General features: G+C 69.8%; 16 protein-coding genes and 1 pseudogene. 15 read left to right on the forward strand and 2 right to left on the reverse strand.

Annotated elements, in window-relative coordinates; genetic code table 11:
* Positions 1-58 precede the first annotated feature (58 nt).
* From ACJJV6_RS14565 to ACJJV6_RS14635, 15 genes and pseudogenes are all read left to right on the forward strand, one after another.
* Complete coding sequence (locus ACJJV6_RS14565) at positions 59-1,381, forward strand: DUF58 domain-containing protein (RefSeq protein WP_407709292.1); 1,323 nt, start codon at positions 59-61, stop codon at positions 1,379-1,381.
* On the forward strand, positions 1,378-3,948 hold the full coding sequence (locus ACJJV6_RS14570; protein ID WP_407709293.1) for a transglutaminase domain-containing protein: 2,571 nt from the start codon (positions 1,378-1,380) through the stop codon (positions 3,946-3,948). The genes ACJJV6_RS14565 and ACJJV6_RS14570 overlap by 4 nt, the downstream gene beginning before the upstream one ends.
* An 11-nt stretch (positions 3,949-3,959) precedes the next feature.
* A pseudogene (locus tag ACJJV6_RS14575) lies at positions 3,960-4,025 on the forward strand (zinc-ribbon domain-containing protein); the annotation flags it as partial.
* A 243-nt stretch (positions 4,026-4,268) separates the two neighbouring features.
* Positions 4,269-5,546: an RDD family protein gene (locus tag ACJJV6_RS14580; protein WP_407710510.1), complete on the forward strand. Its 1,278-nt coding sequence runs from the start codon at positions 4,269-4,271 to the stop codon at positions 5,544-5,546.
* On the forward strand, positions 5,543-6,487 hold the full coding sequence (locus ACJJV6_RS14585; RefSeq protein ID WP_407709294.1) for a PP2C family protein-serine/threonine phosphatase: 945 nt from the start codon (positions 5,543-5,545) through the stop codon (positions 6,485-6,487). Before ACJJV6_RS14580 ends, ACJJV6_RS14585 begins: the two co-directional genes overlap by 4 nt.
* Positions 6,474-8,393, forward strand: a complete 1,920-nt coding sequence (locus ACJJV6_RS14590) for an FHA domain-containing protein (protein ID WP_407709295.1) — start codon at positions 6,474-6,476, stop codon at positions 8,391-8,393. The genes ACJJV6_RS14585 and ACJJV6_RS14590 overlap by 14 nt, the downstream gene beginning before the upstream one ends.
* On the forward strand, positions 8,390-10,114 hold the full coding sequence (locus ACJJV6_RS14595; protein WP_407709296.1) for a serine/threonine-protein kinase: 1,725 nt from the start codon (positions 8,390-8,392) through the stop codon (positions 10,112-10,114). The genes ACJJV6_RS14590 and ACJJV6_RS14595 overlap by 4 nt, the downstream gene beginning before the upstream one ends.
* Positions 10,115-10,175: 61 nt before the next feature.
* The gene (locus ACJJV6_RS14600) at positions 10,176-10,880 is read left to right on the forward strand and encodes a hypothetical protein (RefSeq protein WP_009359457.1); all 705 of its coding nucleotides are present in this window, start codon (positions 10,176-10,178) and stop codon (positions 10,878-10,880) included.
* Positions 10,877-15,322 carry an FtsK/SpoIIIE domain-containing protein gene (locus tag ACJJV6_RS14605; RefSeq protein WP_407709297.1) on the forward strand — a complete coding sequence of 1,482 codons (4,446 nt, stop codon included), beginning with the start codon at positions 10,877-10,879 and terminating at the stop codon, positions 15,320-15,322. Before ACJJV6_RS14600 ends, ACJJV6_RS14605 begins: the two co-directional genes overlap by 4 nt.
* A gap of 119 nt (positions 15,323-15,441) precedes the next feature.
* A complete protein-coding gene (locus tag ACJJV6_RS14610; RefSeq protein WP_407709298.1) occupies positions 15,442-16,056 on the forward strand; it encodes a hypothetical protein in 615 nt (204 codons plus the stop codon).
* A 142-nt stretch (positions 16,057-16,198) separates the two neighbouring features.
* Positions 16,199-16,819, forward strand: coding sequence for a hypothetical protein (locus tag ACJJV6_RS14615; RefSeq protein ID WP_407709299.1), 621 nt, complete (start codon positions 16,199-16,201; stop codon positions 16,817-16,819).
* A 37-nt stretch (positions 16,820-16,856) separates the two neighbouring features.
* The gene (gene ligA / locus ACJJV6_RS14620; RefSeq protein ID WP_407709300.1) at positions 16,857-19,145 is read left to right on the forward strand and encodes an NAD-dependent DNA ligase LigA; all 2,289 of its coding nucleotides are present in this window, start codon (positions 16,857-16,859) and stop codon (positions 19,143-19,145) included.
* Positions 19,142-19,951 (forward strand): inositol monophosphatase family protein, encoded by an 810-nt coding sequence (locus tag ACJJV6_RS14625; protein WP_009359462.1) that lies wholly within the window; start codon positions 19,142-19,144, stop codon positions 19,949-19,951. The genes ligA and ACJJV6_RS14625 overlap by 4 nt, the downstream gene beginning before the upstream one ends.
* 201 nt (positions 19,952-20,152) lie before the next feature.
* Positions 20,153-20,656 (forward strand): GNAT family N-acetyltransferase, encoded by a 504-nt coding sequence (locus ACJJV6_RS14630; protein WP_407709301.1) that lies wholly within the window; start codon positions 20,153-20,155, stop codon positions 20,654-20,656.
* Positions 20,657-20,705: 49 nt separating this feature from the next.
* Positions 20,706-21,089, forward strand: coding sequence for a RidA family protein (locus tag ACJJV6_RS14635; protein WP_009359464.1), 384 nt, complete (start codon positions 20,706-20,708; stop codon positions 21,087-21,089).
* Between the two features lie 7 nt (positions 21,090-21,096).
* Here the strand turns inward: ACJJV6_RS14635 and ACJJV6_RS14640 are convergent, their stop codons facing one another.
* A complete protein-coding gene (locus tag ACJJV6_RS14640; RefSeq protein ID WP_009359465.1) occupies positions 21,097-21,762 on the reverse strand; it encodes a response regulator in 666 nt (221 codons plus the stop codon).
* The gene (locus tag ACJJV6_RS14645) at positions 21,755-23,575 is read right to left on the reverse strand and encodes an ATP-binding protein (protein WP_009359466.1); all 1,821 of its coding nucleotides are present in this window, start codon (positions 23,573-23,575) and stop codon (positions 21,755-21,757) included. Before ACJJV6_RS14645 ends, ACJJV6_RS14640 begins: the two co-directional genes overlap by 8 nt.
* Between the last annotated feature and the right edge of the window lie 14 nt (positions 23,576-23,589).

Consider the following 23,589-nt stretch of genomic DNA (forward strand, 5'->3'; position numbering starts at 1 on the left):
CCGGCGCCGGCCCGTCCCGCAGCACCCTTAAACAGCGCAACATAACGAAGGCACACATATGTCCAGCGGCACCCCGTTGATCCGGCTCGCGGAGCGTCTGAAGCAACCCTTCGCCAGGAACGCCCGCCTCCACCCCTCCGCCGTCTGGGCTGAGGCCAGCAGCACGGCCGCCTTGGCCCTTGCCCCGGCCTGGCGGAGGGCACGCGGCGTCTGGCTGAAATACGCCTGGCCGGTCCTCTCGGTGGTCAGCATCCTGGGCTGGTCCGTGCTGGCCGCCGCTGTCCTGCTGTGGGTGACCGGGCAGGCCTTCGGCTGGCAGGAGGCCAAGGCGGCGGCCATCGCGGCGTTCGTCATGTTCGTGGTTGCAGTCGGCTTCATCCTTGGCCGCTCGTCCTACGGGGTTGTGCTGGACCTCGCGCGCACCCGCGTGGCGGTAGGGGACAGCGCCGTGGGCAGCATCGCGGTGTCCAACACCTCCGCCCGCCCCCTGCTGCCGGCCGCCCTGGAACTGCCCGTGGGCAATGCCACCGCCGTGTTCCACCTGCCCCGGATGAAGCCCGGGCAGGTCCATGAGGATCTGTTCACCATCCCCACCGCCCGACGCGCCGTGATCGTCGTCGGGCCCGTGCGGTCGGTCCGGGCGGACCCCCTGCACCTGCTGCGCCGCCAGGTCCTGTGGACAGAACCGGAGGACCTCTTCGTCCATCCGCGCACGGTTGCCCTGGCCGGTTCCGCCGCAGGCTTCATCCGCGACCTCGAGGGCATGCCCACCACCGACCTGTCCAGCGCGGATGTGTCCTTCCATGCCCTGCGCGACTACGTGCCCGGGGATGACCGGCGGCACATCCACTGGAAGACCACGGCCCGTACCAACAAGCTCATGGTGCGCCAGTTCGAAGAGACCAGGCGGGCCCACCTCGCCATCTCGCTGTCCATCAACACGGACGAATACGCCTCCGAAACCGAGTTCGAAATGGCTATCTCCGCGGCCGCCTCCATCGGCCGCCAGGCCATCCGGGAACAGCGGGAGCTGGACATCATCACCCAAAAAGGCCCCCTCCGCTGCGAAACGGGCCGCAACATGCTGGACGACATGACCAGGATCGTGGGCGCACCCATGCGCCGCACCGCCGTCGACCTCGCCAGGACCCTCGCCGACACCGTGCCCAATGCCTCCGTGACGTTCTTCGTGGTGGGCAGCAACGTGACCGCCACGCAGCTCCGCTCCGCCGCCGTATCCGTTCCGCCCGGCGTGCGCAGCCTCGCCGTCCGGGTGGAAGCAGGCGCCGCTCCCAGCAGGGCCAACATCGCGGACCTGACCGTGCTGACGCTTGGCGACCTGGCCGACCTTGCCATCGTGCTGAGAAAGGCGGCAGCATGAGCTCCGCACCGGGCAGAACCTCTCCAACCCACGGGCCCCGCAGGACATCCCGCCGCGCGGCGGCGCCCACCCGGGAGGAGTCCGCCTTCGCCGACGGCCAGCCGCGCTGGCATTTCGTGCTCGACGCCGGCGCGCTCACCGTCCTGCTCGGGCTGGGCCTGCTCGGTTTTGGGCTCAGCTTCGGCGGCGACCCCTACTACCTGCTGTCGGGCTTTGGCGGCATCGTCCTGGGCCTGGCCATCGGCGCTGCCAACGCACACCTGCGGCTCGGGCTGCTGATCACCACGGCCCTGGCCCTTGGGGCGTACCTCATCTTCGGTACGCTGCTGGCCGTCCCCGACTCCGCCATCGCCGGATTCGTTCCCACCCTGGATTCGCTGCGGATCCTGCTGTTGGGCATCGTTTTCGCCTGGAAGGACATGCTCACGGTCGGCGTTCCGGTGGGAACTGCCGGCGGGGTGCTCATCGTCCCCTTCCTCAGTTCGCTGATCACCGCCCTCGTGGCTGCGGTCCTGACCTGGCGGGTTCGGAGCCCCTACTTCCCGCTCCTGCCCGTCCTGGTCCTCTTCGTCACCGGCATCGCGTTCAGCACCAACGCCGCCTTCCTCACCCTCGAGCGCGGCATCGGCCTCACGGTCCTGGGCATCGCCTGGGCAACCTTCCGGCGGGACGCCCTGCGGCGGAACAGCACCCGCAGGGTTGCGGTCAACAACCCGCAGGCCGATTCCTCCGCCACCCGGCGCGCCAGGATCCGCCGGCTGGGCATGGCCGCGGGCGTCATCGCCGTCAGTGTCGCCGTCACCGCCCTGTCCGCGCCGCTGGTGTCCGCCGGCAATGAACGGAAAGTGCTCCGCAACGTTGTGGTGCCGCCGTTCGACCCCAAGGACTACATCACGCCGCTGGCCAGCTTCCGGACCTACGTCAAGGACAAGAAGGACGACACGCTCTTCGTGGTCAGGGGCCTGCCGCGCGACGGCAGGGTGCGGCTGGGTGCCCTGGACGCCTTCAATGGCACCAACTACACCATGGATCCCAACGGCTCCGGCAACTTCAGCAAGGTGGGCGACACCGAGTCCATCAACACCCTTGCGGACACCTCCGGCACCGTTCCCACCAGGGACTACGCCATTGACATCACCATCGAGGAATACCAGGGCTTCTTTGTCCCCGGCGGCCGGAAAACCACCGGCTTGAGCTTCGATGAGGGGGCCTCGGCGGCCGCGTCCGGACTGTACTTCAACTCCGGCACGGATACCGCCGTCACCACCAACGGCCTGACCCGGGGCGATTCCTACAGTGTCCAGGTATCCGACCCCGTCAAGCTGGAACACGGGCAGCTGACGCAGTACGACTTCGCCAAAATGTCCATGCCCGACGCCCTCGAGGTCCCCCCGGTGGTGGCGTCCCAGGCGAACGACCTGTCCGCGGACGCGCCCACGGCCATCGACCGGGTCCGGCAGATCGAAGCCCATTTCCAGAAGACCGGTGCCTTCAGTAACGGCCTGGTCAGCGAAGGACAGCTGCCAAGCGTCTCGGGCCACGGTTCGGCCCGGATCCGGAACCTGCTGACCGCCAAGCAGATGCTTGGCGACGATGAGCAGTACGCCGTTGCCATGTCCCTGATGCTCCGCCACCTGGGCATCCCGTCCCGCGTGGTGATGGGCTTCTACCCGGATCCCACCAGCCCGGAAAACGGCGCCGGCGAAGTCAAGATCACCGGCAAGAACGTCCACGCCTGGGTGGAAGTGGCCTTTGAGCGCGTGGGCTGGGTCAGCTTCGATCCCACCCCGCCCAAGGACAACGTTCCCATTCCGCCGGACCCGGAGAACAAGTCCAAGCCCAAGCCGCAGGTGCTGCAGCCGCCACCCCCGCCGCAGGAGCCGGCCGACCTGCCGCCGGACTCCTCGCCCGACGCCCTGGACGCTGACCAGAAGAAGAACAACCCGTGGCTGTTCTGGGGCGCCCTCCTGGGTGCGCTGGGCGTTGCCCTGATTCCGCTGTCCATCCTGGCGCTGCCGCTGCTGCTGATCGCCCTGCTGAAATCACGACGGCGGAAAGCGCGCTTCCGCGACGGCCACCCCGCCCAGCGGGTGGGCGGAGGATGGAGCGAGGTGGTGAGCCTTGCCACCGACATGGGCGCCGCCGTCGATACCCGCTCCACCCGCCGCGAGAGCGCGGCCGTGCTCGCCGAGGCGTTCCCGGCCAGCAAAGGGACCACCGCCATGCTCGCGCGGCGCGCGGACGCCTCGATCTTCGGTGCGGGCCAGCCTACGGAGGAAGAAGTCAGGGAATACTGGACCATCGTGGACGGCTCGCTGAAGGAAATGACTGCCACCGTTGGATTCTGGCGGCGGCAGCAGGCACGGTTCTCGCCGCGGTCGCTCCTCGCTGACGCCCGGACTCTCCTGAGCCTGCGCGGCACCCGGCTGGCACTGCCCGCCCTGAAGCTGCCGGGGCGCCGCCCGTCCGCCGCCGGCAACGGACCGGACCAGCCTGACACCGCAGCACCCCCAACAGGCCCGTCCCCGACAGACATCCCTCCAACACAAGGACCCAAGCAGCAGTGACCTCCGATCCCGTGCGTTGCCCGCGCTGCCAGCAAACAGTCCGCACCGGGGCGGCGTTCTGCACCGCCTGCGGGGCGCCCCTTCCCAACCGTGCGGCGCGCAGCCGCCACAACCAGGACCATGGAGGGGCCAACGGTTCCAGCGGGGCCATCGACCCCAGGACCGGGCTGCCCGCCGCGCATGTGCCGGCGATTCCCGGTACTATCCCGGTAGTACAAACGCCCCCGGCACAGCAGGCCGCGGGCATCGCGGGCACGGGGCTGGGGAGCGCCGGCGGTTCCACCGGGCAGGTGGGGGCCGCTCCAGGGGGAGGAACGGGAATGGCAACAAACCTTCAGCTGGTTCCTGCCACGGCGGGCAAGCGGCTTGGCGCCGCCGTCATCGACTGGCTCCCGCCGCTGGTCGTCCTGGTGGTGACGTTCGCCGTCGGTTTCGCCGGCATCACCCGTACCCGCAGCGGCGGCTTCATCACCTACGACACGGCGTCGCTGGTGTTGTTCGGCGGCATCGGGCTGGCGCTGACCCTGGCCTACCTGCTGGTGGTCATGGGCCTGGAGGCCCGGACCGGGAAAACGCCGGGAAACCTGCTGATGGGCATCCGCAGCGCTGATAACGACGGCTACGCACCCGGTGCGGGTGCTGTCTTCCTGCGCGGCCTCATCACTGGGGCGGGCATCCTCCTGGCGGTCCTCGCGGCCATCCTGGTGGTGGTCTTCCAATGGTTCGGCGCTGCCCTCTTCATCCTCGGGCCGCTGCTGCTTGCGGGCGCCGGCTGGGCCGTGACAGTGGTGGTCTCGAACAGCTGGGACAAGAACGGCGGGCTGCGGGGCTGGCATGACGCCGTGGCCAAGACACTTGCCTTTGACGTGAAGGCAGGCCGCGACCCCATCACCACCGGCGGCATCCAGGGCCCCTACAGTTTCGCGCCGCTGGACCTGCCGCCCGTGCAGCCGGTGCTTTCCCCGGTTGCGGGTGCCGCGACCCCCAAGATCATCAATGCGCAGGCGCCGCTGCAGGCCCAGCGCGATTCCGGTCCGGGACTGCCTCCGCAGACGACGCCGGCCCAGGCTCCGCCTCGGCAGACTGTGGCTCCACAAACTCCGACGCCGGCCCAGGCTCCGCCTTTCCAGACGCTGCCCTCGCAGACCATGCCGTACACCACCCCGGCGTCCTTCGCGCCGCCCGCCGAGGGCCAGGTGCCGCCCTCCCTAGACGACGACGTCGAACGCACCCAGGTGCGCCCCGGTGCCTCCGGCCCCGCGCCCGTGGCGGTCCTGCGGATCCGGCTCGACGACGGTCGTGACTTCCAGCTGGACCGCAACGTCCTGGTGGGCCGCAACCCCGTGGGCCAGGCGGGGGAACAGCACGCCCAGCTGCTCGCCGTCGACGACCCCGGCCGCTCCATTTCCAAGACGCACCTGCACCTGCTCACGGACGGAGCCGGGATCTGGGTCACGGACCGGAATTCAACGAACGGCAGCGCCGTGACCACCCCCGACGGACACCGCACGGCACTGGTGCCGGGCGTCCCCAGCTTTGTTACCCCCGGCTCCAGCGTCCATTTTGGAGACCGAACCTTTTACCTAGGACAGGCATGAACCAACAGCCCGCCAGCGATTCCTCAACCATGCAACCGGGACGGGGCCTTACCTTAACCGTCGGTTACGGGACGGACCGGGGACTCCGCAGGGAGCTGAATGAGGATTCCTACATCGCCTCCGACCCCGTTTTCGCCGTGGCGGACGGAATGGGCGGCCATGAAGCCGGCGAGATCGCCAGCGGCATCTGCGTGCGTGCCCTGGCCGCCATGCCCCAGCTGACCACCGGCGAGCGGACGGCCACTGCCGCGGTCCTCCAGCAATACCTGGTCCACGCCGACCTCTCCATCCGCGAAGCCACCGGCGCCCGTGCCGGCACCACCCTGACAGGTGCCGTCGTCGTGGAGCAGATGGGTGTGCCGTACTGGCTGGTGATGAACATCGGGGACTCACGGACGTACCGGCTCAGCCAGGGCCGATTCGAGCAGATCAGCGTTGACCACTCCGAGGTCCAGGAACTGGTAGATGCGGGGGAGATCACGCCCCAGCAGGCCACTGTCCACCCGCGCCGCCACGTGGTCACCCGCGCCCTGGGCACAGGCGACGAGACCGAGGCCGACTACTGGCTCCTTCCTGTCGAGGAGGGGGACCGGATCCTCGTGTGCTCCGACGGGCTCACCTCCGAACTGGGCGACGAACACATCCACCGCATCCTCAGCACCGCAGGCCAGCCCCAGGATGCGGTGGATGCCCTCATCCAGGCAGCCCTGCGCAACGGCGGCCGGGACAACGTCACGGTGATCGTGGTGGACGCCCGGAACGTCCTGAACGACGCCGGTGCCGCCACCACCGCGCCCCGGCACGACACCGCGGCAGAGGACGAAGTGACACTCCCGCGGGACCAGGCACCCGCACCCCAGACGGACACCGCGCCGGCCACGAACACCGGTGAAGGACAGGATGCGGCTGACGGAGGGGAACGCCACGATGGCCGGCACTAGCTACATCCCGGGTTCCTGGTTCGGCGTTGTCCGTTCCGGCACCGCTGTCCTCCTGGGTCCCGACACCCCGCCTGCCCTCGCCGGGGCCCTCTGGGACCTGCTGGCGGACGGTCCCGAGGTCCACGAAGTGCTCCACGCCGTCACCAGCAGCTCGGGCGGGTCACTGGCCAGCATCCCCTCCTTCGGAATCCTGGACTTCAACGGGTCCCTGCGGGTTTTCCTCCGCGGCGGGCTGGACCTCACCGTCAGCCAGCCGCAGGGGCCGGTGGAACTCGACGGGCGCGATGTCACCACCTGGACCGAGCGCCGCTTCGCGCTGCCGGGACCCTGCACCCTCACCATTCCCGGTGCCGGGGCCGCCGGCCTGCCTGAACTCCCGCTGCGCGAAGGTGTGGTCCTGCTGCAGTCGCTGAGCCTGGGGCTGGGGGCGGACCAGCCGGCCCTCGCCACCGGGACCTCCGCGACGGCCCTTGTGGTGGACCCGGACGGCAACGCGGATGTGCGGCAGACCATCAAGGATGTTCCCGCGCCCGCCGCCGCCGAACCGGTTGTCGAAGAACCTGCCGACAGTGAGCCGGTAGCCGCCGAGCCGGTTGTCACTGACGAACCGGCCCCGGCCGCCGTCGACCCTGAGCAGGCTGACCCTGAACCGGCTGACACTGGGTCCATCAACCCTGAACCCATCAACCTTGGCCGCGTCGACCCTGGGTCCATCAACCTTGACCCCGTCAATCTTGACCCCGTCAGTCTTGACCGCGTCGACCCTGACCCCATCGATCCCGATGTGACAATCCTTCCGGACCAGGGAGTGTCCTCGGAAACGGTCCTTGGCGTGATTGACGATGAGTCGGACCCCCTGGAAGGGCCGGACTCCGGCCAGGAACCAGCGGGAATGCCGGCGTCCGCGCCTGCCACCGACCACACCAGTTCCTACGACCATCTGTGGGAGCGCACCGTGATGCGGAACATCGAGGATGCCGCCGTGCGGGAGGACCCGGAGGAGGAACACGCCGGGAACGGACCCGCCCTGGCGCCCGCCTTGGGTCCGGTTGCCGGCCGTCCTTCCTTGGAAACCGCCGGGATTGGCCCTGCGGAGCCTGCTCCACCCCCGCCTGCCCCTGGTCCTCCCGCCCCTGTTCCTCCCGTCCCGGTTATTCCTGTCCAGGTTCCTCCCGTCCCGGTTCATCCTGTCCCAGGCGGCGTCCTGATCGACTCCGTACCGTGGCGGACCCCGGACGCCGGGTCTGCTGTGGCGCCGGCGCCCGTTTTCGGCGCAGTCCCGCCATCGTCCGCACCCGGACCGGCCGGGGATGCCCCGGAGGCCGCCGGGGCCGGCTTCGACGGCGACCACGACGGCCAGACAGTCATGAAGAGCAGCCTCGCCGGCACTGCGGCCCGGCCTGCGCCAGCCATGCCGGTGGAGGATGCCGAGGGTAAGGAGCCGGACGGTCCCATGGTGCTGGCCCGGGTGTGCGGCCACGGCCACGCGAATCCGCCCACCCGCGCCCAGTGCTCGGCCTGCGGTGCGGTGCTGCTGCCGGATGCCGTGCAGGTGGCGCGTCCCCGGCTGGGCCGGGTCCGGATGTCCACGGGCGAACTGCTGGACCTGGACCAATCCCTGGTGATCGGCCGCCAGCCGTCGGTGTCCCGGGTGCAGGGCGGCGTCATGCCCCGCCTGGTGCAGGTGGCAAGCCCCGGCGGCGACATCTCCCGTTCCCACGTGGAGGTCCGCCTGGAGGGCTGGCACGTCATGCTCTGCGACCTGAAGGCCACCAACGGCACCGTCCTGGTCCGGGAGGGCCAGCCGCCGCGGCGCCTTGCCCAGAACGAGATGGCCATCCTGCTGGACGGCGACATCGCCGAGCTCGGCGACAACATCTCGTTGCGTTTTGAGGAGATTCCTTGAGTTCCAAACGGCCTGTAGCGCCGCCGCCCCGCATCCCGGGGTTCACGTACATCAGCCTGCTCGGCTCCGGCGGGTTCTCCGACGTCTACCTCTACGAGCAGGACCGGCCCCGCCGGAAGGTCGCCGTCAAGGTGCTCGTCTCGGACCTGAAGACCGAAGGCGCGCGCCGCCGCTTCGAGTCCGAGGCCAACCTGATGGCCCAGCTGTCCTCGCACCCCTACATCGTCACCATCTTCGAGGCGGAAGTGACCGATGACGGGCACTCCTACCTGGCCATGGAGTATTGCTCCCGGCCCAGCCTGGACGTCCGCTACCGCCGGCAGCGGTTCAGCGTGGACGAGGTCCTGGCCGTCGGCATCCAGGTGGCATCCGCCGTCGAGACAGCCCACCGCGCCGGCATCGCGCACCGCGACATCAAGCCCGCCAATATCCTGGTGACGGACTACAACCGGCCCGCGCTCACCGACTTCGGCATCTCGGGCACCCTGGCCGGGGATTCCGACGACGATTCGGGCATGTCCATCCCGTGGTCCCCGCCGGAGCAGTTCAGGGACGGCAGCGTGGACGGGGTGATGGTGGACGTCTGGGCCCTGGGCGCCACGCTGTACACGCTCCTGGCCGGCCGGTCGCCCTTCGTGTTGCCCGGGGCGGACAACTCCCAGCGGGAGCTGATCAACAGGATCAGCAACATCCCCCTGCCCCGCCTCGGCCGGGCGGATGTTCCGGAATCGCTGGAGCTTGCCCTCGCCACAGCCATGGCCAAGTCGCCGCAGTCCCGCTACTCGTCGGCGCACGCGTTCGCCCTGGCCCTGCAGCGCATCCAGGCCGAGCTGAACCTGTCCGTGACTCCCTTCGAGGTACTCGAGGAGCCGCACCAGGAGGACAGCCATCCGGACGAAGGCGTCGAGGAGACGCGGGTCCGGAGCATCGCCGCCATCGACCCGGAACGGACGGGCAGCGCGCCCACCTTCCCGGCACGCACCCGGCCCCAGCCCGCTTCCGCCGGACCGGTCCCCGATGCTGCCGCCACCGCTGCCCGGCAGCATTTTTCCACCGCCGCCGGGACTCGCTCCGGTGCCGGGACAGGCACCGCCGCAGCGCCCGACGGCGGCCCGCAGGACTGGGCGCAGGCCACGGTCCTGCGCGGCAACCAGGACCACACCGGCCCGGCAGCCCCGCCCGCCCATGCTGCGGAGGCCGGCTACACGGGTGCAGCCGACGCCACTATCCAGCGGGCGGCCACGCCGCCGCCCGGAGCGGACGACCCTACAGCGGCACAGGCTCCCGACCACGGCAGGCGCAACCTCTGGCTGGCCATTTCCGGGGGCACCCTGCTTGCCCTGGCCGCCGTCGTGGGCCTGGTGGTGGCCAACGCCGCCCCGGAAACGCCCCGGGCGGCCGAGACCCAGCAGGCCAGCAAGCCGCCGGCGGACGCCCTGGACAACGGCACCGTGCCGGATGTCGCAGGCCTCAAGGGAGTGGTGGACGCCGAAGGGAAAGCAACGTTCACCTGGGAGAACCCGCAGCCCAAGGACGGCGACACGTATAAGTGGCGTGTCTACGCGGTGGGGGAGAGCAGCGAGTACCAGGCCACCACGGGGACCACTGTCCAGGTGGCCCTCAATCCTGCCGTGCCCACCTGCCTCCAGGTGATGATCGTCCGCAGCGACGGGGCATTCTCCCCGCTGGAGGATGACTCCATCGCCTGCATCAACAAATGACCCGGCACAACGGACCGGCGATCCTGTTCACGCGGGGACTGCCCGGAAGGAGACACGGAACATGGGGGATCTAGCAATAGATTTCTGTGGGGAATGGTACGAACCGTCGGACGAGGACGTTTTCAACATCGGCCGCGAAGGCGATTTGGAAGTCGACGACAACCCGTACCTGCACCGGCAGTTCCTGCAGGTGGCCCGCTACGACGGCATCTGGTGGCTGAGTAACGTGGGCAGCATGCTGTCCGCCACAGTGGCGGATGCCTCCGGCGGCATGCAGGCGTGGCTTTCGCCCGGGGCCAGGATCCCGCTGGTGTTCAGCCATACCAACATCATCTTCACGGCCGGACCCACCACCTACGAGTTCGCCGTGCACCTGAAAACCCCGTCCTTCCGCCAGGAGGCGCGCGAGGGCGGCGTCAGCGGCGACACCACCATCGGGCCGGTGGTGTTCACCGATTCCCAGAAGGCCCTCATCGTGGCGCTCGCCGAACCCATGCTCCGCCGGGAAGGCACGGGCTTCAGCGCCATCCCGTCGTCGGCTGCGGCAGCCAAGACCCTGGGCTGGGCACTGACGCGTTTCAACCGGAAGCTGGACAACGTGTGCGACAAACTTGACCGCGTGGGCGTGGCGGGGCTGCGCGGCGGCGGCGGCAAGCTCGCCACCAACCGCCGCGCCCGGCTGGTGGAGCATGCCGTGACCTCGCACCTGGTGACGCCTGACGACCTCTACCTCCTGGAGAAGATGAGGGGCGTGGACGAAGGATGAGGATCCGGCTGACCCTCCGCCGCGAGCCGGCCGAGGCCAAGGACCTTGCCGTCACCGTGGACGGCCTCGCCACCGTGGCGGACATCGCCGCGGTGCTGTGGGCCGCGGACCCGGAGCGCAAGGGCACCCCCGCACCGGACAACCTGTCCCTGCGCATCGACGAGGCATTCGTGGGCGCCGGGATCAGCGGCAATGTCCTGACCCGCACGGACAACCTCCTCGAATCCGGCCTGCGCCCCGGCTCCGTCGTTTCGCTGGCCCAGGTGAGCGAACAGTTCCACGAACCCGGAACCAGCCGCGGCCCCGCCGCGGCGACCCTGCGCGTGCTGTCGGGGCCCGACGTCGGACGGGAATTCCCGCTGCCCACCGGCACCAGCTACATCGGCAGGGACCGGGACGTGGACATCCGGCTCACGGATCCCCTCACCTCCAAACGCCACGCCCGCATCACCGTGGGCGAGGGCGTGGAGATCGTTGACACCAACTCCGCCAACGGGCTCCTGATGGACGGGCTCCCCGTCACCCGCGCAACCCTGAACTCCTCGGACACCGTCACCCTGGGCGACACCACCGTGACGGTGGTTCCGCTGGGCCACAACCATGCGGCAGCGCCGACGTCGCCCATGGTGGACTTCAACCGCTCACCGCGCGTGGTGCCCCGGTTCGAGGAACCCAAGCGGGTGGTGCCGGCCGGGCCGAAACGCCCGGAGGACCAGCCCTTCCCGTACATCATGCTGATCGCCCCGCTGATGATGGGCGCGGTCATCTTCGCCGTGACGCGCAACGCCCTCTCAGTGGCGTTCATGCTGATGATGCCGCTGTTCATCGTGGGCCACTACGTCGACCAGAAGATGCGCAACCGGCGCCTCCGCAAGGACGGGCTCAAGCATTTCCGGGCCTCGATGGCGGCATTCCGTGAGGACATCACCGAGCTGCAGAAGGTGGAACGCGCCGTCCGGCTCCAAGAGGCGCCCTCGGTCAGCGACACCGTGGACGCCATCTACAAACTGGGCCCGCTGCTGTGGACCCACCGCCCGGAGCATGCCTCATTCCTGGGACTGAGGTTCGGCATGGGGACGGCGCCCTCGCGCCTGCAGCTGGAGGAGCCGTCCAACAACGACACCGAGGTGGAGTACACGCGGGAGATCCAGGACTGCCTGAAGCAGTTCCGGGACATCGAGGGCGTCCCGGTGGTGTCCCAGCTGCGTACCTCCGGGTCCCTGGGCATCGCCGGCGCCCGCGGCCTGGTGGACGATGTTGCCCGCGGCATGGTGCTCCAGCTGGTGGGCCTCCATTCGCCGGCGGAAGTCATCCTGACCGCCATCACCTCCGCCCAGTCGCGGGAACGCTGGAACTGGCTCCAGTGGCTGCCCCACGTTGGTTCCGGCCACAGTCCGCTCTCCGGCGACCACCTGGCCGCAGGGTCCGCGGGCGGGTCCTCGCTCCTGGCCCGCCTTGAGGACCTGCTCGACGCGCGGGAAGCCGCCGCCAGGCGCTCCGGCCCGGACCTGCGGCCGGACGTGGATCCGGCCAAACACGAGGTGGACGCGCCGGTCCTGCCGTCCGTGCTGGTGATCGTCGAGGACGACGCGCCCGTGGACCGGGGCCGCCTCACCCGGCTCGCCGAGCGCGGACCGGACTCCGGCGTCCACGTGCTCTGGGTGGCCACGGACATCCAGGCCCTTCCGGCGGCCTGCCGCGACTTCATGGTGGTGGACGGCGACCACGGCACCACCACCGGGCAGGTCCGCCTCGGCCGGCACACCTACCCCGTCAGCTGCGAAAGCGTGGACGCCGAACTCGCCGGGCAGCTGGCCAGGATGCTCGCCCCCGTCCTGGATGTGGGCAAGCCCGTCAACGACGACTCCGACCTCCCAAGGGCCGTCTCCTACGCCACCCTGATCGGCAAGGACTTCCTGGACAACCCCCAGGCCGTCGCCGAACGCTGGACCGAGAACAACTCCGTCCACGCCACCGCCGTGGCCAACCGCAAGGACAACGGCACACTCCGCGCCCTGGTGGGTTCCAAGGGCGTCGAGCCGCTCTACCTGGACCTGAAGAACGAGGGCCCGCACGCCCTGGTGGGCGGCACCACCGGCGCCGGCAAGTCCGAGTTCCTGCAGTCCTGGGTCATGGGCATGGCGGCCGCCTACAGCCCGGACCGCGTCAGCTTCCTGTTCGTGGACTACAAGGGCGGCGCCGCCTTCGCGGACTGCATCAACCTTCCGCACACGGTGGGGCTGGTCACGGACCTCTCGCCGCACCTGGTGCGCCGCGCCCTGACGTCCCTCCGCGCCGAACTGCACTACCGGGAGCAGCTCCTCAACCGGAAAAAGGCGAAGGACCTGCTCGCGCTGCAGCGCGAGGCAGACCCCGAGGCTCCGCCGTACCTCATCATCATCGTCGACGAATTCGCGGCGCTCGCCAACGACGTTCCCGAGTTCGTGGACGGCGTGGTGGACGTTGCCGCGCGCGGACGGTCCCTCGGCCTGCACCTCATCCTGGCCACCCAGCGGCCCGCCGGCGTGATCAAGGACAGCCTGCGGGCCAACACCAACCTCCGCGTGGCCCTGCGCATGGCCGACGAGGACGACGCCACCGACATCCTCGGCGTCCCCGACGCCGCCTACTTCGACCCCGGCATCCCCGGCCGCGGCGCCGCAAAGACCGGCCCGGGCCGGATCCAGGGTTTCCAGACCGGCTACGCCGGCGGCTGGACCACCGACAAACCTCAGCGGCCCCAGATCGACATCGTCGAAATGGCGTTCGGGTCCGGACCCAGCTGGGAACCGCCCGCCCCGGAAAAGCCGGTGGTGGCCGAACCCGCGGGGCCGAACGACATCGCCCGGATGACCGCGAACATTGTCCGGGCGGCCGGCACCCTGGGCATCCGGCCGCCGCGGAAGCCGTGGCTGGACGAACTGGCCAAGACCTACGACTTCTCCAGGCTGCCCAACCCGCGCACCGATGAACGCCTGCTGCTCGGCGTGGCCGACGACCCCGCCCGGCAGGACCAGCCCACGGTCTTCTACGAGCCGGACAAGGACGGCAACATGGCCATCTACGGGACGGGCGGTTCCGGAAAGTCGGCCGCCCTCCGCGGGATCGCCATCGCCGCCGCGGTGACGCCGCGGGGCGGGCCCGTCCATGTGTACGGCATCGACTGCGGCTCGTCCGGGCTGAGCATGCTGGAAGAACTGCCCCATGTGGGCGAAGTCATCGACGGCGACGACGTGGAACGCGTGGGCAGGCTGCTGCGCCTTTTGCGCGACATCGCGGAGCAGCGCTCTGCCCGTTTCGCCGAAGTCCGGGCCTCCACCATCGTGGAGTACCGCAGGCTGGCCAACCGGCCCGACGAAAAGCGGATCTTCGTCCTGGTGGATGGCATGTCCGCCTTCCGGGAAGCCTACGAACACAGCAAACTGTCCGGGCTGTGGGACATTTTCCTGCAGTTGGCCACCGACGGCCGTACCCTGGGCATCCACCTGGTGGTCACCGGAGACCGGCCCAACTCGGTGCCGGCGTCCCTGCTTGCCTCCATCCAGCGCCGCCTGGTCCTGCGCCTGTCCTCCGAGGACGACTACATCTCCATGGACGTGCCGCGCGACGTCCTCAATGCCGGCTCGCCCCCGGGCCGCGGACTGCTGGACGGGCTGGAGGTCCAGCTGGCCGTGCTCGGCGGGAACTCCAACCTCGCCCTGCAGGCGCGCGAGGTGCACAAGCTCAGCGAGGCAATGCTGCGCCAGGGCCTGGACACCGCACCCGGCATCGAACGGCTCCCCGAACAGGTGGACCTGGACGTCCTGCCGGCCGGCGGTCCCGACATGCCCGTCATCGGCGTCGACGACGAAACCCTGGAGCCGGCGGCGGTCATGGCCCGGGGGCCGTTGCTGCTGGCAGGTCCTCCCGGCGCCGGCCGGACCGTGGCGTTGGTCACCCTGGCCTACGCCCTCCGCCGGTCCAATCCGGATACCGAGCTGATCTACCTCGGATCGCGGCGCTCCGCCGTCGCATCGCTGCCCCTGTGGAACCGGTCCGTCGTGGGACCCGACGACCTGGCCGAGGTGGTGGAGGAGCTGGTGGAGCATTCCTCCGGCAATCCGGGCAGGCTGGCCATCTTCATCGAGGGGCTGACCGAATTCACGGACACGCTCGCCGAATCAGGCGTTGCCCAGCTGGTCACAGCCTCCATCAAGGCTGACCAGTGGGTGGTGGGCGAATCCGAAACGTCCACCTGGTCCTCCGCCTGGCAGCTCGCCCAGCCGTTCAAATCCGGCCGGCGGGGCCTGCTCCTCAACCCGGGCGACATTGAGGGCGACAGCCTCCTGAACACCTCCCTGGGCCGGGTCAGCCCGGAATTCATCCCCGGCAGGGGCTACGTGGTGGGACGTGGAAAAGCCCGCAAAATCCAGGTGGCGCTGCCGCCGGAAAACCGCGACTAGCACGCCTTACGCAGGAGGGCCGCACATTCGATGGATTTGCGGCCTTCCGGCGTGTTGTAGAAGACTGCTGGGAGACCAGAAAGCCGCAGACGGGGGACTGCGCGCACCGAAAGGTATCCATGACCCCGTCCACTCCGCTGATCCGCGCCGCCTCGGCAACAGCCACCGCAGCCGTGCTGGCACTCTCGATAACGCTGCCCACAGGGGGCGCAGCACTGGCAGAATCCCCCGAACCGACAGGCTCGGAAACCTCCACCACTGCCCCCGGCTGCGGACAGGAATGTGCGCAGGAACCCACAGAAACCTGGACCCCGGAAGCGCGCCCCACCCGGACGGCCAAGCCCGAGGACGATCCCTCGGAAACGGCCGCACCCGATCCCGCGGCGCCAGCCGCGCCCCGTACCGCAGCCCCCTCCACGCCGGCCGCGAACCCTGCGGCCCCCACTGCCTCCGTGGAACTGATGCCGGCCGAGCCGGCAGCCGGGCCAACGGAAACCGGGGCGTCAGCCACTCCGTCCGCCACGGCCCCCTCAAGCGGCACGCCGTCGTCGTCCTCAAACTGGAACACGCCCGTCACCCGGTCCGCGAAAGCCACCCAGGCAGCCGCTGTCACCCGGCAGGGCGCAGGGTCCGACGGTGCCAACCTCCCGGCCGTCGCGGCCGGAGTGCTCCTGGTGGGCGCCGGCGGGGGAGCATTCGCCTGGTGGGGCAGGAACCGCGTCCGCGCGCACTGACACCTGCCGGGCAGCAGGCGGGCGGCCGCCCGGGCACAGTCCAGGGCAGAGCGCGGATTTGCGGCCCCGGGTCCGGCTGTAGAAGACTGCCGGGGACACCAGAAAAGCCGCGGTGGGGGACTGCGCGCATCGAAAGGTAGCAATGACCCCGACTTTCCCGGCCCTCCGCGTTGTGTCCACCACCGCAGCGGCATTAGTCCTGGCCATGGCCATCCTCTTCCCGGCAGGACCGGCAGGTGCCGATTCCCCCGAACCATCGCCTGCCACCACACCGGGAACGGACGCCCCGGCCGAAGACTGCGGCCTTGTGTGCCTGCCCGTCCTGGGCGGCGGCAGGCCGGAGCCCACCGGCGATGAACGCCCCACCCAAGCTCCGGCCGAGGCCCCTGCGCAGCCGGGAAATCCCGCTGCGGAAGCACCCGCCGGGCCCCAACAACCCGCTGCATCCCCGGCCACTGCGGCGCAGGCCGCCGTGTCCTCCGGGACGGATGCAACCGAAGACGCGGCACCGGAGGGAGCAGTCACAGAAACTGCCGCCGCGGTCACCGGCTCCGCGGCGCCGGCCGTGGCGTCCGGAGCGCCGGACTGGAATACGCCCATCACCCGGTCTGCCACCGCAACCCGGGCAGCCGGCATAACCCCGGCCGCCGGACCCGGCGCCGGAGGTCCCGAGCTGCTTCCCATCGCAGCCGGTACCCTACTGATGGGAGCAGGCGGTGCGGCCTTCATCTGGTGGGGCAGGACCCGCCTCCGGGCGCACTAACCGGCGTCCTGTCACACGTGTAAGGCAAGATAGGTCTGTGAGCACAGGACCAGGCCCCGCAGAAAAGACAGCCCCCAGGAACAGCAGCCCCGGCAGCCCGGACGCCATCCCTTCGGACTCCCTCCGCGAGGAATACGAGAACCTGGCGGACCTCGTCCGGAAGTACCGGTTCGCCTATTACCAGGAGGACGCGCCCCTGGTATCGGACGCCGAGTTTGATACCCTCTTCCGCCGCCTCGAGGAGATTGAGGCGCTCCACCCCGAACTGGTCGCCAACGATTCACCCACCCAGGAAGTGGGCGGCGAGGTGTCCGCCGCTTTCGCGGCAGTCGAGCACCTGCAGCGCATGTACAGCCTGGAAGACGTCTTTTCCATCGATGAGCTCGAAGCCTGGCTGAACAGGGCGGAGGCAAGTATCGAAAAGCTTGGCGACGGCGCGGCCAGGGCCGCCTGGCTCACCGAACTCAAGATCGACGGCCTGGCCGTCAACCTGCTGTACCGGGACGGGAAACTGGTCCGGGCAGCCACCCGCGGCGACGGAACAACCGGCGAAGACATCACCCACAACGTGCTCACCATCAAGGAAATCCCGCAGCAGCTTGAGGGCGGGGGCTTCCCGGCAGAGATGGAAGTCCGCGGCGAGGTGTTCATCCCGTCCAAGGAGTTCGCGGAATTCAACGAGGCACTGATCGAGGCGGGCAAGGCGCCGCTGGCCAACCCGCGCAACGCCGCCGCCGGGTCGCTCCGCCAGAAGGACCCGGCCGAAACCGCCAAGCGCCCGCTGAAGATGTTCGTCCACGGCATCGGCGCCCGCGAGGGGCTTGAAGCCCGCAGCCAGTCCGAAACGTATGACCTGCTCAAGGGCTGGGGCCTGCCCGTCAGCCCCTACTTCGAGGTGCTGGAAAGCCGCGCGGACGTCCTGGCGTTCATCGAAAAGTACGGCGCCCAGCGCCACAAACTGCTCCACGAGATCGACGGCATCGTCATCAAGGTGGACCACTTCGCCACCCAGCGGGCCCTCGGCTACACCACCCGCGTGCCGCGCTGGGCCGTGGCCTACAAGTACCCGCCGGAAGAAGTGCACACCAAGCTCCTGGACATCCAGGTCAACGTCGGCCGCACGGGCCGGGTGACCCCCTTCGGCATGATGGAGCCGGTCAAGGTTGCCGGCTCCACCGTGGAGATGGCCACCCTGCACAACCAGGACGTGGTCAAGGCCAAGGGCGTGAAGATCGGCGACATTGTCATCCTCCGCAAGGCCGGGGACGTCATTCCGGAAATAGTCGGCCCGGTCCTGGCCCTGCGAGACCAGCAGGACCCACCTGTGCGGGACTTCGTGATGCCCACCGAATGCCCCTCCTGCGGCACGCCCCTGGCCCCGGCCAAGGAGGGCGACGTGGACATCCGCTGCCCCAACGCGAAATCCTGCCCTTCCCAGCTCCGTGAGCGGGTGTTCCACCTCGCCGGCCGCGGCGCGTTCGATATCGAGGCGCTTGGCTGGGAGGCCGCCATAGCGCTGACACAGCCGGCCGAGCCGGAGGTTCCACCGCTCACCTCCGAGGCAGGCCTGTTCGACCTGGCCCCGGAAGACCTCGCCCCGGTGAAGATCCGCCGCGAGAAGCGCTCCAAGGGTGTGGGCACCGGCGAATACGAACTGGTGCCGTACTTCTACAGCAAGGGCACGGCCAAGTCGCCGTCCAAGCCCACGGCCACCACTGAAAAGCTGTTCAAGGAACTGGAAAAGGCAAAGGCCCAGCCGCTCTGGCGCGTCCTGGTGGCGCTGTCCATCCGGCACGTGGGGCCGCGGGCTTCACGGGCGCTCGCGCAGGCCTTCGGCACCATGGACGGCATCCGGGCAGCCTCCGAGGAGGACCTTGCCCACGTGGACGGCGTCGGGCCCACCATCGCCGCGGCGCTCAAGGAATGGTTCGCGGAGGACTGGCACCGGGAGATCGTGGACCGCTGGGCTGCGGCAGGAGTCCGGATGGCGGACGAACGCGACGAATCCACCCCGCGCACCCTCGAGGGCCTCACTGTGGTGGTCACCGGGTCCCTGCCCAATTTCAGCCGGGACGAGGCCAAGGAAGCCATCCTGGTCCGGGGCGGCAAGGCAGCAGGCTCGGTGTCGAAGAACACCAGCTACCTGGTGGCCGGCGAAAGCGCCGGCACCAAGCTGGACAAGGCCGAACAGCTCGGGATTCCGGTGCTTGACGAGGACGGCTTCCGGCAACTGCTGGAAGGCGGCCCTGACGCGTTGGCAGGTGATGGTGCGGGGGCGCCGGCAGGGACGGAAACCGACGAGGACACCGTGGAGGCAACGGCATGACCACCCCTGCAGAACTTCTGGCCGTGGCAAAGGCCGCCGCCGCGGCCGGAGCCGAGGTGCTTGCCGCCAGGAACGGGGACACCCTGGCTCCCAGCAACAAGGGCGCCGCGGGGGACTGGGTCACCGCGTTCGACGTCGCTGCCGAGAACGCCGTCCGCGGGGTCATCCAAGCGTCCCGCCCGAACGACAGCATCACCGGCGAGGAACACGGAACCACCCGGCCCGAGGCGCCCAGCGGCTACCGCTGGTCCATCGATCCACTGGACGGCACCACCAACTTCATCCGCAACATCGTCTACTACGCCACGTCGGTGGCGGTTGCCGACGCCGACGGCGCGTGGCTGGCCGGCGTGGTCAACGCCCCGGCGCTGGGCCGCACCTACTACGCCTCCCGCGGCCAGGGCGCCTGGCTGGAGGAGGGCGGCAGGGTCACCCGGCTGGAGGGGCCGGTCCCCGGCCGGAAGGGGCAGATCCTGGCCACCGGCTTCAGCTACGATCCTGCGGTCCGCGCCGACCAGGCCACCGCGCTGGCAGGCCTCATGGACGGGTTCGCGGACGTCCGGCGGTTGGGTTCGGCCGCCCTGGACCTGTGCATGGTGGCCGACGGCACCCATGACGCCTACGGCGAGCGCGGGCTCAACGAGCACGATTTCTCCGCCGGTGCGCTCATCGCGGAAGAAGCCGGCTGTTGGGTGCGTCGGCCGCGGCTGGCCAGTCCGCTCGACGGCGGTCCCTCGGATGCCGAACGGCTGGACGCCTGGACCTGCGCCGCCGGCCTGGAGCTGTCCGGCAAGTTCCCGCTCTAGGCGGACCCGGGCAGGCGGCCCGGCAAGTTCCCGCTCTAGGCGGACCCGGGCAGGCGGCCCGGCAGGTTCCCGCTCTAGGCGGACCGGGCAGGCGGCCCGGCAGCCCGGCTTCCGCCGGTAGTGATAGTTGGTAGTGATAGTTCAGTCACGGAAAGCGCCCTTTCGGGCCGGGGAAGCGGCAGCCGCCACTACCATTGACGGGTGCTACCGCAGATCACCATCCGTGCCGCCGTCGAGGCCGATTACGACGCCGTTGCCCGCATTACGCGCGATTCCTACCTCGCAGCGGGCTACTTCGACGACGCCGAACACCCGTACATGCGCAAGATCCAGGATGTTGCGCTGCGCGCCGGGCAGGCCACCATCTGGGTGGCGGAGCGGAACAGCGAGGTGGTGGGATCGGTGACGCTGGCCACCGCCGGCGAACCGTACGCGGACATCGCGCTGCCGGATGAGCTCGAGTTCCGCATGCTGGTGGTGGACCCCGCCGTGCAGCGCAGCGGAGCCGGGAAGGCCATGGTGGATGCCATCATCAACCACGCCCGGTCCCTGCCCGGGATTACCGGCGTCGCCCTCACCACGGGGGAGACATGGGAGAGCGCGCACGGACTGTACCGCAAAGCCGGGTTCCGCCGGGTGCCGGAGCGTGACTGGTTCGTCCCCGGAACCGACACAAAGCTGCTGGTTTACCGGCTGGACCTGTAGCAGCCCTACAGTGGTGCCGACCCCATTCCGGCATTTGAAAGGCCCCACCATGCGCAAAACCTTCGGCACCGGTTCCGTCTGGGAACAGACGCTCGGCTACTCCCGCGCCGTCCAGGTGGACAACACCCTGTACATCTCGGCCACCGCTGCCAGCGGCGAGGACGGCATCGTGGGCGATGACTTCTACACGCAGACCCAGTTCATCCTGCAGAAGCTCGGCAAGGTCCTGGCCGACGCCGGGTTCAGCTTTGAGGACGTCGTCCAGTCCAAGCTCTACCTGACGGACATCAGCAAGTGGGAAGAGGCAGGCCGCGCCCACGGCGAAGTGTTCGGCGAGATCCGCCCCACCCTGTCCCTGGTGCATGTGCTGCCGTTCCTGGACCCCAAGATGCTCGTCGAAATCGAGCTCGTGGCCCAGAAGAGCGCCAGCTAGGAAAAATCTAGGGCGCGGCGGGCAGGCCGTAGCGGTGCTCCGGCCTGCCCGTGCTCCCGTACCGAAGCTGGATATCGACGGCGCCGTCGTCGGCCAGCGATGACAGGTAGCGTTGCGCGGTGGCCCGGGAAACGCCCACCCGGCTGGCCACTTCGGCTGCCGAATACTGCTCGCCGGGAACCAGGGACTCCAGTACGGCCGCCTCAGTGGCTGAGCGCGGTTTCGCCGACGGCGTCACGTCCCCGGGGATCAGTGACCTCTTGGCGCGTTCCACCGCGTCCTGGTCCAGTGCCCCCGGGGCGGAGAGCAGCCGGCGGTACCGGGCGTAGGACCGCAGCTGCTGCGACAGGGCGTCAGCAGTGAACGGCTTCAGCAGGTATCCCAGCGCGCCGCGGCGGAAGGCCGTCCGGACGGACAGGGCATCCGAGGCGGCGCTGAGCATGACGGTATCGACGTCGAGCTGCTGCAGCAGGTCCAGGCCGGAGGCGTCCGGCAGGTAGACATCCAGCAGCACCAGGTCGGGCCGCAGGCTGTGGATGGCCTGCAGCGCCAGGGACGCCGTGCCCACCGGCGCCAACGCCAGGAACCCGGCCACCGAGTCCACGTACGCGGCGTGGAGCTTGGCCACATGGAAGTCGTCGTCCACGATCAGGACCCGGAAATCCTCAGCCATCGTTGTTGTCTCCCTTCATCTCCGCGCTTCGCGGCGCTGTATCGCTGCGCGCTGTCCCCAAAGTTCCTGGTGTCCCCAAACTTCCCTGTGTCCCCAAAGTTCCTGGTGTCCCCAAAGTTCCCGATGCCTCCGCGCTTCCCGCGGTGGTACGCGGCAGGGTGGCCATGAAGACCGCCCCCGGCCCGCCCTGCCTGCCCCGGTCCAGCACCCTGACGTCCCCGCCGCGGCGCCGGGCCAGCTGGCGCGCCAGGGCCAGCCCAAACCCCTGTCCGCCGCTGCCGTTCCGGGCCAGCGGCCCGGACGCCGTGCTGAAGCCTTCCGCGAAGATCGCCTCCGCGTCCGTCCCTTCCGCCAGCCCGTCGCCAGAGTCCGCGACCACGATGTGGAGGGTGCCGCCGTCGCCGCCCGGCTCGTCCAGCACCTCCACCTCCACCCAGCGTTCCGTTGCGGCGCCGGCCACCGCCGCGTTCACCGCGTTGTCGATCAGGTTGCCCAGCACGGTGGTGACGTCCTGCGCCTCCGTGACGTGCCCGCGGACCAGGGTTTCGGGGCCGATCCGCAGGGCCACGCCCCGTTCCTCGGCCTCCACGCCCTTGGCACCCACGAACGCCTGGAGGTAGGGGTCCTGCAGGAGCTCGGCCTGCTCCACCGGGAAAGTGAGGGGGCCGGTGGCGGCAAGCTGCGCCAGGTACTCGCGCGCCTGCCGGTGCTGGCCGATGCTCATGAACCCGGCCAGCGTGTGCAGCTGGTTGGCGAACTCGTGGCGCTGCGCGCGCAGCGCCGTCGACATGGTGCCCACGGCGTCCAGCTGGCGGGTGAGTTCCTGCAGTTCGGTGCGGTCGCGGAGCATCACCACCCAGCCAAGGTCCTCCCGCCGGTGCAGGGCCTTGCGGGCATTGGCCACCAGCACCCGCCCGCCCGCCACGACTTCCAGGGCGTCGCTGCCTGCGGTGCCGGGCCTGGTCAGGGACTTCACCTGGTCCGGGACGGGGGCGTCCTCCCAGCGCCCGCCGGTCAGGTCGGGCAGGTCGAGGAGGCGCTGCGCGGCGGCGTTGAACACGCTGATCCGGCCGTCGGCACTCACGCCGATGACGCCGTCGTCCACGCCCTGCAGCACCGCCACCTGGTCGTGGACCAGCGTGCTGATCTCCTCCGGTTCCAGGCCCAGCGTCAGCCGCTGCAGCCGGCGGCGCAGCAGGAAGGAGCCCAGCACGCCGGCCAGCAGGGCACCCGCCGCCGTCCCGGCCACGGGGCCGATGTCCCGGGCCACGCTCTGCCCTACCGTCTCCATCGAGTACCCCACGCTGACTTCGCCCACGACGGCGGAGCTGCCCGGCGCGTACACGGGCACCTTGGCTCCGGCGGACGGGCCCAGCGTCCCCGTGTTCCGGGTGGTGACCTCGCGTCCGGCCAGGGCTTCCGAGGGGTCGGTGCTGACCTTCCCGCCGAGCCGCTCCGGTTCGGGATGCGCCAGCCGCAGGCCCGTCTCATCGGTGATCACCACGAACAAGGCTCCGGTCCTGGTCCGCGCGGCCTCGGCCGCCTGCATCAGGGGCCCGGCCGCGAGTTCGGCAGGCGGGGGAGTGCCCTCCCGCGCACTGATGGCCTGCACGTCGGCCCGGACCGAGGGGTCCGAGGCGACGGTCCGGGCAAGGGTCAGCGCCTGGTTCTCGGCCTCGCTGCCCACCCTGTCATAGGTCAGCCACGCATGGACGGCGGCGCTGAGCAGGACCACCAGCAGCACCACGGCCACCTGCAGCAGCAGCGTCTGGGTGGAGAACCGCAGCGGCGGGCGGGGCGCGGAACGCTGCATGATCCTCCTTGATG

The sequence above is a fragment of the Arthrobacter nitrophenolicus genome (assembly GCF_045833485.1).
Taxonomy (GTDB): domain Bacteria; phylum Actinomycetota; class Actinomycetes; order Actinomycetales; family Micrococcaceae; genus Arthrobacter; species Arthrobacter nitrophenolicus.

Excerpts from the sequence above, each read along its gene's own strand:
- ACJJV6_RS14565 (WP_407709292.1), top strand. The coding sequence starts at position 59 with ATGTCCAGCGGCACCCCGTTGATCCGGCTCGCGGAGCGTCTGAAGCAA.
- ACJJV6_RS14570 (WP_407709293.1), top strand. The coding sequence starts at position 1,378 with ATGAGCTCCGCACCGGGCAGAACCTCTCCAACCCACGGGCCCCGCAGG.
- ACJJV6_RS14580 (WP_407710510.1), top strand. The coding sequence starts at position 4,269 with ATGGCAACAAACCTTCAGCTGGTTCCTGCCACGGCGGGCAAGCGGCTT.
- ACJJV6_RS14585 (WP_407709294.1), top strand. The coding sequence starts at position 5,543 with ATGAACCAACAGCCCGCCAGCGATTCCTCAACCATGCAACCGGGACGG.
- ACJJV6_RS14590 (WP_407709295.1), top strand. The coding sequence starts at position 6,474 with ATGGCCGGCACTAGCTACATCCCGGGTTCCTGGTTCGGCGTTGTCCGT.
- ACJJV6_RS14600 (WP_009359457.1), top strand. The coding sequence starts at position 10,176 with ATGGGGGATCTAGCAATAGATTTCTGTGGGGAATGGTACGAACCGTCG.
- ACJJV6_RS14605 (WP_407709297.1), top strand. The coding sequence starts at position 10,877 with ATGAGGATCCGGCTGACCCTCCGCCGCGAGCCGGCCGAGGCCAAGGAC.
- ACJJV6_RS14610 (WP_407709298.1), top strand. The coding sequence starts at position 15,442 with ATGACCCCGTCCACTCCGCTGATCCGCGCCGCCTCGGCAACAGCCACC.
- ACJJV6_RS14615 (WP_407709299.1), top strand. The coding sequence starts at position 16,199 with ATGACCCCGACTTTCCCGGCCCTCCGCGTTGTGTCCACCACCGCAGCG.
- ACJJV6_RS14625 (WP_009359462.1), top strand. The coding sequence starts at position 19,142 with ATGACCACCCCTGCAGAACTTCTGGCCGTGGCAAAGGCCGCCGCCGCG.
- ACJJV6_RS14635 (WP_009359464.1), top strand. The coding sequence starts at position 20,706 with ATGCGCAAAACCTTCGGCACCGGTTCCGTCTGGGAACAGACGCTCGGC.
- ACJJV6_RS14640 (WP_009359465.1), bottom strand. The coding sequence starts at position 21,762 with ATGGCTGAGGATTTCCGGGTCCTGATCGTGGACGACGACTTCCATGTG.
- ACJJV6_RS14645 (WP_009359466.1), bottom strand. The coding sequence starts at position 23,575 with ATGCAGCGTTCCGCGCCCCGCCCGCCGCTGCGGTTCTCCACCCAGACG.